15 protein-coding genes are annotated in these 14,747 nt (G+C 65.1%); 4 read left to right on the top strand and 11 right to left on the bottom strand.

The window, feature by feature from the left end; all coding sequences use genetic code 11:
* Positions 1 to 10 precede the first annotated feature (10 nt).
* From CHB96_RS08595 to CHB96_RS08610, 4 genes are read left to right on the top strand one after another with little or no spacing between them, the layout of a single operon-like run.
* On the top strand, positions 11 to 1,099 hold the full coding sequence (locus CHB96_RS08595; RefSeq protein WP_089245456.1) for an ABC transporter substrate-binding protein: 1,089 nt from the start codon (positions 11 to 13) through the stop codon (positions 1,097 to 1,099).
* Positions 1,099 to 1,947, top strand: coding sequence for an ABC transporter permease (locus CHB96_RS08600; protein WP_089245087.1), 849 nt, complete (start codon positions 1,099 to 1,101; stop codon positions 1,945 to 1,947). The genes CHB96_RS08595 and CHB96_RS08600 overlap by 1 nt, the downstream gene beginning before the upstream one ends.
* A complete protein-coding gene (locus tag CHB96_RS08605) occupies positions 1,923 to 2,666 on the top strand; it encodes an ABC transporter ATP-binding protein (RefSeq protein WP_089245089.1) in 744 nt (247 codons plus the stop codon). Before CHB96_RS08600 ends, CHB96_RS08605 begins: the two co-directional genes overlap by 25 nt.
* Positions 2,663 to 3,991: an LLM class flavin-dependent oxidoreductase gene (locus CHB96_RS08610; RefSeq protein ID WP_089245092.1), complete on the top strand. Its 1,329-nt coding sequence runs from the start codon at positions 2,663 to 2,665 to the stop codon at positions 3,989 to 3,991. Before CHB96_RS08605 ends, CHB96_RS08610 begins: the two co-directional genes overlap by 4 nt.
* A 1-nt stretch (position 3,992) precedes the next feature.
* Here CHB96_RS08610 and CHB96_RS08615 read toward each other — a convergent pair whose 3' ends face one another.
* The 11 genes from CHB96_RS08615 to CHB96_RS08665 are packed head-to-tail and all read right to left on the bottom strand — an operon-like array spanning position 3,993 to position 14,745.
* A complete protein-coding gene (locus tag CHB96_RS08615; protein ID WP_089245094.1) occupies positions 3,993 to 4,316 on the bottom strand; it encodes a DMT family transporter in 324 nt (107 codons plus the stop codon).
* Entirely contained in the window at positions 4,316 to 4,675 is a 360-nt protein-coding gene (locus tag CHB96_RS08620) for a DMT family transporter (RefSeq protein ID WP_089245458.1), read from the bottom strand. The genes CHB96_RS08615 and CHB96_RS08620 overlap by 1 nt, the downstream gene beginning before the upstream one ends.
* A 24-nt stretch (positions 4,676 to 4,699) precedes the next feature.
* Positions 4,700 to 5,641, bottom strand: coding sequence for an NADP-dependent oxidoreductase (locus CHB96_RS08625; RefSeq protein WP_089245096.1), 942 nt, complete (start codon positions 5,639 to 5,641; stop codon positions 4,700 to 4,702).
* 8 nt (positions 5,642 to 5,649) lie between these two features.
* Positions 5,650 to 6,873, bottom strand: a complete 1,224-nt coding sequence (locus CHB96_RS08630) for an MFS transporter (RefSeq protein WP_176444209.1) — start codon at positions 6,871 to 6,873, stop codon at positions 5,650 to 5,652.
* Positions 6,874 to 6,923: 50 nt separating this feature from the next.
* Positions 6,924 to 8,051 carry an LLM class flavin-dependent oxidoreductase gene (locus CHB96_RS08635; RefSeq protein WP_089245100.1) on the bottom strand — a complete coding sequence of 376 codons (1,128 nt, stop codon included), beginning with the start codon at positions 8,049 to 8,051 and terminating at the stop codon, positions 6,924 to 6,926.
* Complete coding sequence (locus CHB96_RS08640) at positions 8,048 to 8,812, bottom strand: DUF1684 domain-containing protein (protein WP_089245102.1); 765 nt, start codon at positions 8,810 to 8,812, stop codon at positions 8,048 to 8,050. The genes CHB96_RS08635 and CHB96_RS08640 overlap by 4 nt, the downstream gene beginning before the upstream one ends.
* A complete protein-coding gene (locus CHB96_RS08645) occupies positions 8,809 to 10,170 on the bottom strand; it encodes an NtaA/DmoA family FMN-dependent monooxygenase (protein WP_089245104.1) in 1,362 nt (453 codons plus the stop codon). Before CHB96_RS08645 ends, CHB96_RS08640 begins: the two co-directional genes overlap by 4 nt.
* Entirely contained in the window at positions 10,167 to 11,288 is a 1,122-nt protein-coding gene (locus CHB96_RS08650; protein WP_089245106.1) for an LLM class flavin-dependent oxidoreductase, read from the bottom strand. Before CHB96_RS08650 ends, CHB96_RS08645 begins: the two co-directional genes overlap by 4 nt.
* Positions 11,281 to 12,876, bottom strand: coding sequence for a dipeptide ABC transporter ATP-binding protein (locus CHB96_RS08655; protein ID WP_089245108.1), 1,596 nt, complete (start codon positions 12,874 to 12,876; stop codon positions 11,281 to 11,283). The genes CHB96_RS08650 and CHB96_RS08655 overlap by 8 nt, the downstream gene beginning before the upstream one ends.
* Positions 12,873 to 13,760, bottom strand: coding sequence for an ABC transporter permease (locus tag CHB96_RS08660; protein ID WP_089245110.1), 888 nt, complete (start codon positions 13,758 to 13,760; stop codon positions 12,873 to 12,875). The genes CHB96_RS08655 and CHB96_RS08660 overlap by 4 nt, the downstream gene beginning before the upstream one ends.
* Positions 13,753 to 14,745 (bottom strand): ABC transporter permease, encoded by a 993-nt coding sequence (locus CHB96_RS08665; RefSeq protein WP_089245112.1) that lies wholly within the window; start codon positions 14,743 to 14,745, stop codon positions 13,753 to 13,755. Before CHB96_RS08665 ends, CHB96_RS08660 begins: the two co-directional genes overlap by 8 nt.
* Positions 14,746 to 14,747: the final 2 nt, after the last annotated feature.

Below are 14,747 nucleotides of genomic sequence, written 5' to 3' on the forward strand. Positions count from 1 at the left end.
TGCTGGGTCGATGCGTACATTCCTGGCAAGCCGAAGATCGACTCGCAAGGCCGCAGTAGCCGTCGCTTCACTCTTCCTCGCAGTCGGCGCCCTCTCCGGCTGCGCCACCGACGACACCCCCGACAACGCCCTGGCATCCGACGCTCCACTGCCCACCGAGATTCCCGCAGGCACCAAGCTGGTCATCGCGGACCAGTCGGAGTTCCAGCAGTCCGTACTGAAGGCATCGGGTGAGCTGGACAAGCTCCCGTTCGAGTACGAGTTCGCGAACTTCGTCGGCGGGCCTGCCATTCTCGAAGCCTTCCGTGCTGGTGCAGCCGATGTCGCACGCGTCGGCGATACTCCTCCGATCCAGGCTCTCATCGCAGGCCAGGACGTTCCGATCATCCACTCGACGCAATCCAACCCGGACAACACGCGCCTCGCCGTTGCGGCCGATCGAGACATCACGACACTGGCAGATCTGAAGGGCAAGAAGATCGCCTATGCCGAAGGAACGGCCCAGCAGGCAATCGTTCTACGTGCGCTGGCGAAAGCAGGACTGAGCACCGAGGACGTCGAACTGACTCGGTTGCAGCTGTCCGAATTCCCCGACGCCATCCGCACCGGTCAGGTCGATGTAGCGCCGCTGAACGAGCCGAATCTGACCCGCTTCCTGAACAATCCGGGTACGACGGTCATCGACACATCCGAATCCGGTGGAACGTCGACCGGGCTGTCCTACCTGTACGCGCGCAGTGAAGCGATCCAGGATCCAGCGAAAGCTGCAGCGCTACAAGCGTATATAACAGCGTTCACGCGAGCAGTGCAGTGGTCCAACGACAATCCGGAACAGTGGCTGCAGAGCTACTACGTCGAGAACCAGGGTCTGACGCCCGAAGACGGCCAGCGAATCGTCGATTCGCTCGGACCGTACGTCTTCCCGACGCTCGACGACGCTCTCGTCCAGCGCCAGCAGGACACGATCGACGTCATCGACGACGCGGGCGAACTGCCGAAATCCGTCGAAGCCTCCGACGGGTTCGATCTCCGATTCGCCGACGTCGGCACCACGACCGTCGAGGAAGTGGGCGGCGCGACCACCAGGAGCGAAGGCTGATGGCGACCACGACACCGGCACGCACCAGACCTACGGCGCCGACGTCGGCGCTGAAGAAGCGAAAGACGAAGCGTCGCAGACTCGGTCCCGGTAAGGCCATTCCGTACGGCCTGGCCATCGGGCCGGTACTGCTACTCGTCGCGTGGATCGCGGCGTCGGCGGCGGGTGTTCTCGACTCCGAGACCCTGCCCGCGCCGTGGACCATCGTCGAGGCGGCCCGCGACCTGATCGAGGACGGCCGACTGCAGAGCAATCTGCTCACGTCGCTGCAACGTGCCGTGATCTCCCTCGTCGTCGGCGTCGTGATCGGTGTGGTTCTCGCACTGGTCTCGGGGCTGTCGCGGCTCGGAGAATCACTGCTGGACGGCCCGATTCAGATCAAGCGTGCCATCCCGACGCTCGCGCTGATCCCACTGTTCATCGTGTGGTTCGGCATCGGCGAGTCGATGAAGATCATCGTGATCACGACGAGCGTGCTGATCCCCGTGTACATCAACACGCACGCTCAGTTGCGCGGTGTGGACAGTCGATACGTCGAACTCGCCGAGACGGTCGGGCTGTCGCGCTGGCAGTTCGTTCGCAAAATCGCGCTGCCTGGAGCGCTTCCCGGATTCTTCACCGGACTGCGTATGGCAGTGACCATTTCGTGGTTGGCCTTGGTCGTCGTCGAGCAGGTCAACGCGACGAGTGGCATCGGATATCTGATGACGCAAGCTCGAACCTACGGCCAGATCGACATCATCGTCGTCGGCCTCGTCGTCTACGCGATCTTCGGTCTCGTGGGCGACATCGCAGTGCGACGAGTGGAGAGGAGGGCACTGTCATGGCGACAGACCCTGGGCGGCTAGAAAGTGGCAGCAGAGTAGTCCGGGCAAGCGCGCTGACGAGGGGGTTCGGCGATCGCGTCGTACTCGATTCTCTCGATCTCGACATTGCTCGCGGCGAATTCGTCGCTTTGTTGGGCCGCAGCGGTTCCGGCAAGAGCACCCTGCTGCGGGCACTCGCCGAACTCGATTACGACGTGCTCGGATCCGGCGACCTGGAGGTCCCGGAGAATCGATCGGTGGTCTTCCAGGACTCCCGACTGCTCCCGTGGGCGCGGGTTCTCGACAACGTCGTTCTGGGATTGCCCGGCCGCGATGCGCTCGACCGCGGCAAGGCAGCCCTGGCCGAGGTCGGACTCGCCGGACGCGAGAAGGCCTGGCCGAAAGAGCTTTCCGGTGGCGAGCAGCAACGCGTCGCGCTGGCTCGGTCTCTCGTCCGGGAGCCGGAACTTCTGCTCGCCGACGAGCCGTTCGGCGCGCTCGACGCGCTCACCCGTATCCGCATGCACGCCCTGCTGCGCGAACTGTGCGCCAAGCACACTCCCGCAGTTCTGTTCATCACGCACGACGTCGACGAAGCCCTGCTACTCGCCGACCGTGTGCTGGTCCTCGACTCCGGTCGCATCGTGTCCGATCGCCGGGTCGACCTCGATTCGCCTCGCCGACAAGGGGACCCGAAGTTCACCGACCGACGCGAGGCCCTACTGACGGCCCTCGGCGCATTCGAAGGAGTATCAGCGTGACCCGATCTCTGCATTTCAACGCGTTCCTGATGACGACCGGTCATCACGAGTCCTCGTGGCGCCTCGAACGCTCCAACGCGTTGGCCGGCACCGATATCAAGCACTACCAACGGCTGGCCCAGATCGCCGAACAAGGGAAGTTCGATTCGATCTTCTTCGCGGACAGCCCTCAGTTGGTCGCCGACGTGGGGCGCCGGCCGTCGGGCAATCTCGAGCCGTTGCAGATCCTGACGGCGGTGTCGACGGTCACCGAGAAGATCGGTCTGGTCGCCACTGCCACGACGAGCTACAACGAACCGTTCAATCTCGCACGGGCTTTCGCGTCGCTCGATCACATCTCGGGCGGACGCGCGGGGTGGAACATCGTCACCACGGCAGGTCTCGACGCCGCACAGAACTTCAATCTCGACACGCTGCCGAATCACGGTGACCGTTATGCGAGGGCCGCCGAGTTCGTCGACGTCGCGCAGAAGCTCTGGGACAGTTGGGATGACGACGCGATCGTCGCCGACAAGGACGCGGGCGTGTGGGGCGACAACAACCGTGTCCGGACCGTCGACCATCGGGGTGAGTACTTCAGTGTGCGTGGGCCGCTGAACGTGCCACGCCCCATTCAGGGGTATCCGCTTCTGGTGCAAGCAGGTTCGTCGGAGGACGGCAAGGTGCTCGCGTCGAAGTACGCCGAGGCGGTGTTCACTGCGCAGCAGACCATCGAGGATGCGCGAGAGTTCTATCTGGACCTCAAGCGACGCACCATCGAGGCCGGTAGGGACCCCGACCACATCAAGATCCTGCCGGGCATCGTTCCCGTCATCGGTTCGACCGAATCCGAGGCACGGGCGCTCGAAGCCGAACTCGATCGGTTGATCGTCCCCGAGTACGCGCTGCAGCAGCTCGCCAAGACACTCAAGGTCGATCCATCTTCACTGGCGCTGGACCAGCAGCTGCCCGCCGACCTGCTCGCCGAGGACGCGATCGAGGAAGCCAAGAGCCGCTACACACTGATCGTCGAGCTGGCGCGTCGGGAATCACTCACGGTCCGCGAGCTGATCGGTCGGCTCGGCGGCGGACGTGGCCACCGCACCTTCACGGGCACGCCGTTGCAGGTTGCCGACGCGATCGAGGAATGGTTCCTGGGCGACGCGGCCGACGGGTTCAACATCATGCCGCCCGCGCTGCCGTCGGGCCTGGAGGTGTTCGTGGACGAGGTGGTGCCGATCCTGCAGGCGCGTGGCCTGTTCCGTACCGAATACGCAGGTTCGACGCTGCGCGAGCACTACGGCCTGCCGCGACCGGCGAACCGAAACGCAGCAGTGCTCGCCTGACTCACACGTGACCGGCGCCTCCCTCGATCAACAGGACTCCGCCGATGATGAGGGCGATTCCCGCCGCCATGACGGCCGTCAACGGCTCCTTGAACAGGATCTTGCCCGCGATGGCCGTCAGGGCGACGCCAGAGGCCGCCCACACGCCGTAGGCGACCCCGATGGCCATGCCGGCAGACAGCGCCAGAGCCAGGAACGTGAAGGCAGTCCCGTATCCGACGACGACCGGGATCAGCCAGAGCTTCTTGCGGCCACCCTCCGATGCGCGGAGGGACAGCGTCGCGATCACCTCGGTGACGATGGCACCGATGAGCAGAAACCACATCAGGCGCGCACCTCTCCTGCACGCCCTGCCCCGAACTCGACGAGAACCACTCCTGCGATGACGAGCACGATCCCGGCGACCATCGGCACTGTGAGCAACTCACCGAACAGAACGGCTCCGAGGACGGCAGTCAGTGCGATACCCGCCGCGGCCCAGATGCCGTACGTCTTTCCGATCGGCGCACCGCCGCGCAGGATCATCGACAGAAAGACGAAGGACGCGCCGTAACCCGCGACGACGACGGCGTACCACCCCGGCGCGTCGACCGCTGCCTTCATCGACAGCGACGCGGCCACTTCCACAGTGATCGCCGACGCCAACAGCACCCAGTATTTGTTGCTCACCGAACGACCAACCAACGCGCGCACGCAATGATTCCTAGTTCATGGGATCAACACGAACTTCCCACGCGGGTGCTGCGACTGCAGTTCCTCGTGCGCCTTACCGGCCTCGTCGAGCCGGAAGGTCTTGGCGATCGGAACGCTGAAGTCTCCGCGTGCCGCGGAGTCGATCAGGTCGAGCCGGGCCTTCTTACGTCGCTCAGCGCTCTCGGGGTTGCTGCCGCCGACGGACGGAAAGCCTTCCTTACCAGCCCTTTCGAACGCTGCGATGGTCACGATGCGCGAGACGTCCGACACCAACGCCAACGAGACGTCGACGGCCTCGTCCGTTCCGACGGTGTCGATGGCCGCGTCGATGCCCTCGGGCGCGAGCTCTTTCACACGGTCGAGCAGTCCGTCGCCGTATTCGACGGGCTCGGCTCCGTACTCGCGTAGCGCGTCGTGGTTCACTGCTCGCGCCGTGCCGATGACCCGCGCACCACGTGCGATGGCTTGCTGAACGACGATCGATCCGACGCCACCCGCCGCGCCGTGCACCAGCACGGTGTCGCCCTTGCCGACATGCGCGACCTCGAGCGTGTCGTACGACGTGCCCGCGACGACCAAGAGCCCGGCCGCGGTCTCCCAGTCCAACTCGGCGGGTTTCGGCAGTACTGCGTCCGCCGGAACCAACACCTTCTCCGCATACACCCCCTGCGCCCCCGACACGATGACCTCGTCACCCACGGAGATGGGACCGGCAGGTCCGGTGGCGGTGTTTCCGACCGCGAGCACGACGCCACTCGCTTCACTGCCGAGATGCCGCGGAAGCGTCGAGGCGTCCGTGCCGAATGCTCCGCTGTAGACCTTGTAATCGATCGGGTTGACGCCGATGGCTTTGACCTCGACGAGCACCTGTCCCGCCGCAGGTTTCGCCAACGCCTCGTCGACGATGCGCACGACGTCGGGCCCACCGAATGCTGTTGCTACCGCTACTCGTGTCATGACTTGTGTCAACTCCCCTTCGCTTGCAGTTGTTCCTCGTCCTCGGACACCGTCAGCAGTCCTCGCTTGGTCATGCCGGCGACGACGGCCCATCCTGCGATCCCGACGAGCAGTACGAACACGAACGGTGTTGCACGCCAACCTGGTTCGACTGCGTCGAGCGCCCTGCCGACGATCGCGCCCACACCGAGCGACGCGACGGCCGACGCCAGGTAGAACCATCCGTAATACGTCCCGGACAACCGTTCTTCCCCTACGACACCCAATAGTTCCATGATGTACGGATTCGCGAGGGCGATACCGAGGCTGAACAGCACGGTCGTGACCACTACGGGCGCGAGAACCGCGATCCACCCCGAATAGGCTCCGGCCGTCGACGCACTCTCGATCAGCGGAGCGCTGATCGCGACCGGGAGGAACGCGACACCCATCAACCCGATGCCCGACGCGGCCGCGGTCCCCGGCTTCATCCGACGCCCCGCCCATGTCGTCACCGGCATCTGCAACCCGATCCCGACGAGAGTCGACACGACGAACACCACCGACACCGACTGAGGGCTCGCGGTGACGCGCTCGGCTTCGATCGGAAGTGCCAGGTACATCTGGTTGTACAACGAGAAGTACGCGCAGCCACCGAGGGTGAACAACACGAATCGTTTGTTCCGGAACACGACTCCCCAGCTGCCGAGCACGGTGTCGGGATGCTCCACAGGTGGCAGCTTCGGCAACGACACCAGCTGTGCGACGGTCAACACGACGAAGATCGCGCCCGCGATGGCCGCGATCAACTGGAAGTCCACCGAGATCAACAGCGCACCGAGGAGCGGTCCGACGAGCGCACCCGCGTTCTGGAACACGTTGAACACGGAGAACACTTCGGCTCTGTCGGTCTCGGACTCACGCATCAAGTAGGTCCGCATCGCGGGGCTGAACACGGCCCCCGCCACCCCGATCGCCACTGTCGCAGCGATGACTCCGGCCGCGTTCCGCGTCGTCGCGTACAACCCGAAGGCCAGCACGCGCAGCGCGCATCCGGTGATGATGGTCGCCCGCGGCCCCCACCGGTCGGCGAGAGTGCCACCGACCAGGAACAGCCCCTGCTGACTGAAAGTCCGCAGTCCCAGCACGATTCCGACGAACGCAACGCTGAAGCCGAGATCACCGCGCAGATAGGTCGCGAGAAACGGGAGAACCATGAAGAAGCCGACGCTGATGCCGAACTGGTTGACCATCAACAGCTTCGACGTCGGCGTGAGCCTGGAGAAAGCTGCCCGTAGAGAACCTACACTCGCAGCCGTGGCAGACCCCATTCCTTCCCGAGCAGCTCGTACGACCGAACACGGTCGGCGTGGCCGTGAGCCACACTGGTGACGACCAATTCGCTGGCACCCGTTGCTTTCTGCAGACCATCGAGCTTCTCGGCCACGGTGGCAGCGGATCCGACGAACTGAGTGTCGACTCGATCCTGTACCAGTGCCTGCTGTTCCGGCGTCAACGGCACCGCCGTCTTGGGATCGGGGTAGGCGATGGCGCCGTGGCCACTGCGAATGCTGTGCACCCACTGCGGGAACGACGACGCGAGATACTGTGCATCCGAATCGGACTCGGCCACGACAGCGTCGGCCGACACGACAACATAAGGCTCGTCCAGCACCGCGGACGGAACGAACGCCGCCCGGTACGCCTCGACCGCGTCCAGGGTCGTACCCGGACTGACGTGATAATTCGCGACGAACGGCAGGCCACGTGCGCCTGCGACCTGTGCACTCTGCCCGCCGCTGCTGCCGAACAGCCACAACTGCACGTCGGCTCCGGCGCCTGGAGTGGCCGTCAACGGCACACCCGACGACGTCGTGAACTCCCCGCGAAGGAAGTCGACGATGTCGCCGAGCTGCTCGTCGAAGTCGGGCGCCTGTGCGCCCGGCTGCTGCAACACCTCACCGGAAGCCAGCAACCGCTCCGACAGAATCAGCTTGCCCGACTGGAAGGGCTTCGGGAACAGGATGCCGTCGACGATCTTCTCGGTGTGCTCCGGTTCCGGTACGTCCTTGCCCGCCAACGCTTCCGCGCGACGCTGACCCGACCGGCCGATACCCAGATCGATTCGCCCGGGGTACACGGCGTCGACCGTGCCGAACGACTCGACGACGGACGCAGCCGTGTGATGGCCGATCTGGACTGCTGCGGATCCGACGCGAATCTTGTTGGTGGCAGCTGCGATCAACCCGATCAGCACCGCGGGCGACGAACTCGCCGCCGCGACGAAGTGGTGCTCGGCAACCCAGTAGCGCTCGTATCCCCACTCCTCGGCCTGACGCGCGAGGTCGAGCGTGTTGCGCAACGCCTGCCCGGCCGTCGACCCCTCGCTGATGGGCGAGAGATCGAGGACCGACAGCGGAACCCGTGTCATTTCGTCTCGAATTCGGGGGTCTTCTCGCCTGCCTCGACAGCGACGGAGAGCTTGTTCTCCACCGGCGCCACCGGGCAGGTCGCATAGTCCGTGAACGCACAGGGCAGATTCGACGCGCGGTTGAAATCGAGCGTGACACCACCGTCCGACGCCGGGTCCGCGACAGCGAGCGATCGAGACGCGGCGTACGTCGTCACTCCGCTGGTCGCATCGGTGAACAAAATCTGCAGCCTGCTTTTCTTACCGCCGAAGGCGACGAATTGCTGGGTGGCACCGTCCAATTCGAAGTCGATGACGCCGACGGCGGTGTGATGATGCTCCAGACCCTCGACGACGGCACCCGTCGTGACGATCTTCGTCTCGGCATACGGCGTGAACGTTCCTGCGACACTCCAGCGTTCGGACGGAGCGTACGTCGGGATGCCGGTGAACGACTGCAGGTGCGGCGATTTCGGATCGTGCACGCGCAGCGCGACCGACCCGGTCCGGCGGATGACCTCGATCCGGCGGTCCCCGTCTTCGACGATCAGACCGGGGGCACCTTCGACGGGATCGAGCTTCTGAATGTCGAGCCCCTCGATGTAGACGGCGTCGGCATCGGCCCGCCAGCGGCCCGGTAGGTCGTCGACTGTCTCGAATTCGTCGGTGAGCCAATACAATCCGGTCAGCGCGACCCACCCCAGCGGGTCGCGATAGTAGCTTTCGCGCTCCGCGTGCCAGTTGTTCCACTGCAGTTCGAAGCTGTCGACAGTACTGGTCATGATGCTCGCACTCCTTCTCGCTGTTCGGACGGGTGGTGTAACCCAAGATGCTCGCGCAGCGTGGTACCGGTGTATTCGGTGCGGAAGCTGCCGCGATTCTGTAGCTCGGGAACGACCTTGTCGACGAACTCGTCGAGGCCGGCCGGGGTGATGTGCGGGACGAGAATGAACCCGTCGCACGCGTCGTTCTGCACGTAGCGGTCGATGTCCTCGGCGACTTGTGATGCAGTGCCGACGAACTGCTGCCGCGTCGTGACCTCGATGATCAGTTCGCGGATGCTGAGATTGCGCGACTCGGCGCGTTCACGCCAGTCCCGCGCCACCGCAGCGGGATCCGCGTGCCGAACGCGGCCACGAGTGATGTTGACATCGTCGGTCGGATCATCCTTCGGCAGCGGACCGTCGGGGTCGTATTCGGACAGGTCACGTCCCCAGACCTGCTCGAGAAACGAGATCGCGGTCTGCGGTCCGACCTGCTGGTGGCGAATGACGTTCGCACGCTCCTCGGCGTCGGCTGCGGTGTCCCCCAGCACGAACGTCGCGGCGGGCAGCACCTTCAGGCCGCCGTGCTCGCGGCCGTACTTCGTGAGCCTGCCCTTGACGTCGGAGTAGAACGCCTGACCGGCTTCCAACGTGCCGTGGACGGTGAAGATCGCATCGGCCTTCGCGGCACCGAACTCGCGTCCTTCGTCGGAATCTCCCGCCTGCAGCAGAACGGGGTGTCCCTGCGGACTGCGCGGCACCGTGAATGCAGCGTCGACGTCGAATTGCGGTCCGGAATGCCGAACCTGCGCGATGGAGTCACGACGACCGAAGACCCCGTTCTCACGATCGACGACGAGCGTGTCCGGGCTCCAGCTGTCCCACAGTTCCCGTGCGACATCGATGATCTCGCGTGCACGTACGTAGCGATCCTCGCGGTCGAGGTATCCGCCGCGGCGGAAGTTCTCGCCCGTGAACGCATCCGACGACGTCACCATGTTCCATGCCGCGCGGCCGCTGGACAGGTGGTCGAGCGTCGCGAACTGCTTGGCGAGTTCGAACGGTTCGTTGAACGTGGTGTTGATGGTTCCGGCCAGGCCGAGGTGTGTGGTCACCGCGGCGAGAGCGTTCAGCACGATCAGCGTGTCCGGGCGGCCGACGACGTCGAGGTCGTGGATCCTGCCGCGATGCTCACGCAGACGCAGGCCTTCGGCGAGGAAGAAGAAGTCGAACAGCCCGCGCTCTGCGGTCTCGGCGAGGTGGACGAACGAGTCGAACTCGATCTGACTCTTCGACTCGGGGTCGGCCCAGACCGTCGTGTTGTTGACGCCGGGGAAATGCGCGCCGAGGTGAATCTGCTTCTTGCCCTGTGTCACTGCTGTGCTCCCTCTGGTGCGTAACGATCGACCGGGCGTGCCAGTCCGAGACGATCCCGCAGAAGGCCTTCGCGTCGGCTGCCCGCCCAGGACAGCTTCGGAAGAACCTCGCGCGCGAGAACGGGAACCGCGGACGCGACGGCCAGGGGACGCAGCGTCACCCCGTCGACCGCGCCGGACGAGCTGATTTCCTCGAGCAACTGCACCAGCCCGGCGGCATCTCCGATGTACGACGCGGACTGCGCTTCGTGAGGCGCCCACGAATCGAGCTGTGCCAGATCCTGTTCGGCGGACTCCGACACGAGGACCTCTAGATCGAGCACGACGTACACCTCGGCCGGATCGCGGTTCGCCGCGACGAGAGATCGACGCACCCGCGCAGCGACGGCGGCCGCGTCGTCGAGGTCGGTTGCGGCAATGCGGATCACGTCGGCACGCGAGGCTGCCACCGCACCCGAGAATTCCGAGTCCGCTCGCACGACGACGATCGACTGCCCCTGTGGGGACCGCGGGGTGATCGACGGTCCCTTCACCGAGAAGTTCTCGCCGTGGAACTCGATGTAGTGCAGCTTGTCTCGATCGATGAAGCGACCGGTGGACACGTCGCGAATCTCGGCATCGTCCTCCCAGCTGTCCCAGAGCCGGGTGACGACCTCGACGGCCTCGTCGGCTTCGCGCCAGAGGCTCTCCGGCGTCTGTGCTTTCTTTCGGCCGAACGCCGCTGCCTGCGTATCCCCTTGTGAGACAGCCACTTCCCATCCAGCGCGACCGTGGGACGCGAAGTCGATGCTCGCGATCTGCTTCGAGATGTGGAACGGTTCGGTGTGCGTGACGGTGACCGTCGGGATCAAGCCGATCGACCGCGTCGGCGCAGCAGCTCGGGCTGCAATGGACGCCGCGTCCAGAATGCCTAGCTCCGTGCCGGATTCGGGTTGCAACTCGAACGAGTCGGCGAGGAACGCGACGTCGAAGCCGCCGCGGTCCGCCTCGGCGAGATGCTCGGTCCAGTACGCGGCGGTGAAGAGCTCCTCCGCACGTGAGTCGGCTCGGCGCCACGCCTGCGGGTGAACACCTGTTCCCTGCAGGTCGAGCGCGGTCAGAAAGATCTTGTCAGGCACCAACTGCCTCCTTGTCGACGGATCCGCCCGGGATAGCGGCGAGCAGTTCCCGGGTGTACTCCCGTTGTGGCGCATCGAATATCTGTGCAGTCGGGCCGTACTCGACGATGGTGCCGGACTGCATGACGGCAACCGTGTCGCTGATCTGCCGAACGACGGCGAGATCGTGCGAGATGAACAGGTAACTGAGGTCGAGGCCGGTCTGCAGCTCGTCGAGAAGATCGAGAATCTGCGCCTGCACCGACACGTCGAGCGCGGACACCGGCTCGTCGAGAACCACCAGCTCGGGCCGCAGGGCGAGCGCACGCGCGATCGCGACCCTCTGACGCTGACCACCCGACAGTTCGGCCGGGCGCCGCTTCAGGTAGTCACTGGACAGCGCGACCTGGTCGAGCAACTCCGCCGCCCGTGCGGCGCGCTCGGCCGACGACCCGACGCGGAATGCGTCGAGCGGCTCCCGAACGATCTCCTCCACCCGCAGTTTCGGATTGAGCGACGCATACGGGTTCTGGTAGACGATCTGCACGCGACGACGCAGCTGCCGCAGCGCCGATCCACGCAGCTGGGAGACCTCGGTGCCGTCGAACTGCACCGAACCCGACGTCGGCGTCTCCAGCCCGATCGCGATGCGCGCGAGTGTCGACTTGCCCGAACCGGACTCGCCGACGAGCGACAGCGTACGACCACGCTCGACGGTCAACGACGCGGTCTTCACCGCATCCAAGCTCACCCCGCGTCCGATGCGGAACGTCTTGGACACGTCGGTGACGGTCAGAATCGGGTCCGACGACGGTTTCGCCGGCCTGAGTGCGGTGCCGAGGCTCGGGGCAGCCGCGAGGAGCGACTTCGTGTACTCGTGACGAGGGTTCGCCAGAACCTCTGCGGTGGGCCCAGATTCGACGATGACGCCCTTGCTCATGACGACGACGCGGTCGGCACGGTCGGCGGCGACACCGAGATCGTGTGTGATCAACAAGACCGCTGCACCCGTCTCGGCGATCCGGGTGTCGAGATGATCGAGAATGCGCCTCTGCACCGTGACGTCCAGAGCGCTGGTCGGCTCGTCGGCGATGACCAGTTCGGGCTTGCACGCCAACGCGATTCCGATGAGAACACGCTGCCTCTGCCCACCCGACAAATCCTGCGGGTACTGCCGCGCACGAACTTCGGGGTTGTCGATGCCGGCCTCGGTCAGGATGCGGATCGCCTCGATCTTGGCCGAGCGCTTCGTCGCGAGTCCGTGCACACGAAGGATTTCCGCGACCTGGTCGCCGATCCGGATGACGGGGTTCAGCGACGTCGTCGGGTCCTGCGGTACGAGCCCGATGTGGGCGCCACGCAGCCGGTCGAGAGTCTTCTCGGACGCGTCGTCGATGCGGTTTCCGTCGAAACGCACTGTGCCACCGGTGATGTGACCCGAGCCGGCCAACAGTCCGATGAGCGCGTGCGCAGTGGTCGACTTACCCGAGCCGGATTCGCCGACGACGGCCACCACCTCACCGCGTTCGACGGTCAGGCTGACACCGTGGACCGCCGGCGACTCCCCGTACGAAACCTGCAGGTCCTCGACCTCGAGGATGGGGCTCATCGTTTGCCTCCTTCGACTGCATGGCCGAGACGGTGTGCGGACAGCACCACGGCGACGATGACGAGGCCGGGCAGCGTCGTCATCCACCACGCCGTGGCCAGGAAGTTACGTCCCTCGGAGATCAGCGATCCCCATTCGGGCGTGGGCGGTACCGCACCGAAGCCGAGGAAGCTCAGCGACGACACCGCGAGTACCGCCATACCGAATTCGACGGCAGCAAGCGCGATGACGGGTGCATACGAGTTGCGGAGAATGTGGCGACGGAACACGTCGTACCACCGCACGCCCGACGCGTATGCCGCCTCGACGTAGAGCGACTGCCTCACCCGCAGCACTTCCGAGCGCATGACGCGGGCGAAGTTCGCGACGAGGGACACACCGACGGCGATGGCGACGTTGGTGGTTCCGAAACCGAGTGCCGTCACGAGTGCGAGCGACAGCAGCAACGCCGGAATGGACAGCAGCACATCGACGATGCGCATGAGGACCGCGTCGAGAATTCCGCCGACGGCTCCCGACAGGAGACCGATCAACGACCCGACGACGAGTGCGATGCCGACCGCGAGCAGAGTCGCCTTCAGGGACAGACCTGCGCCGTGCACGACCCGGGTGTAGACGTCGCGACCGATGTTGTCGGTGCCGAACCAGTGAGCGGCAGAGGGACCCTGAAGTTTGTCGGCGGGCACACCCTGCAACGGATCGCCGCTCGCAAACAGCGACGGGAACAACGCGAAACCGACGGCGAGCACCAGAACGACGATGGACAGCGCGAGCCAAATGTTCTTCAGCAGAGACCGCGGCGACGGGCGTGGGCGCTTGGGCACCACCGGAGGAACGGCGGACGGCGTGGCGGCCTGGACCTCACGAGTCAGGATGTCAGACATCGACTTTCTCCTTCACCGAAGTCTCACCGGAGGCGCGCTCGGGTTTCTTGTATTCGGAGACGATGCGCGGATCGATCAACGGGTAGAGCAGGTCCACGATCAGGTTGACCGAGACGAACACGAGCGACGTCAGAACGACGATGCCCTGCACGACGGGAATGTCCTGCGCCATGACCGACGTCTGTGTCAGACGACCGACACCCGCACGCGAGAACACTGTCTCGACGACGACCGACCCCGCGAGCAGATTGCCGACGAGGACACCCGCGATGGTGAATGCGGGAATCGACGACAGCCGAGCGACGTGCTTGGTCTGGATGCGCAGCCTCGAAACGCCCTTGGCTCGGGCACTTTCGACGAACGGCTGCTTCCACGTGGAGTTCATCGACGTCGCGAGCACCTGTGCGATGACTGCACCGGTGGGCAGCGCCAGGGTGATCGCCGGCAGCACGAGCGAACTCGCGCCCTGATCACCGAACGCCGGGAACACCCGCAATTGGAACGAGAACACCTGCAGCAGAAGCAATCCGACCCAGAAGGTCGGGACGGCGACGCCGAGCGGCGGGATGGAGAACAGAAGGTTACGCAGCCAACCGATCCGGGTGTACGTCGCAAGGAACGCGATCGTGCCACCGAACAGAACCGACAGCACAAGGGCTGTCGTGGCCAGAGCCAACGTGCTCGGCAACGCGTCGAAGATCGCCGTCGTCACCGATTGCCCTGTGGAGATGGAGAATCCGAAGTCACCTCGCACAGCGCCGCTCAGCGAGTTCCAGTACTGCACCCAAACCGGCTGGTCCAGGCCGTACCGCGCCTGCAACTCGGCGATGGCCGCCGCGTCGACCGGCGTGCCGGAACCCGCCGCGTCGGCCGCGAGACTGACAGGGTCGGACGGAAGCAGGAACAGCACGCCGAACGAGATCGTGAACGCAGCCCACAGCACCACGACGGCCTGGAGCACACGCTGTGCGAGGTATCGAATCATGG

The organism is Rhodococcoides kyotonense (genome assembly GCF_900188125.1).
Taxonomy (GTDB): domain Bacteria; phylum Actinomycetota; class Actinomycetes; order Mycobacteriales; family Mycobacteriaceae; genus Rhodococcoides; species Rhodococcoides kyotonense.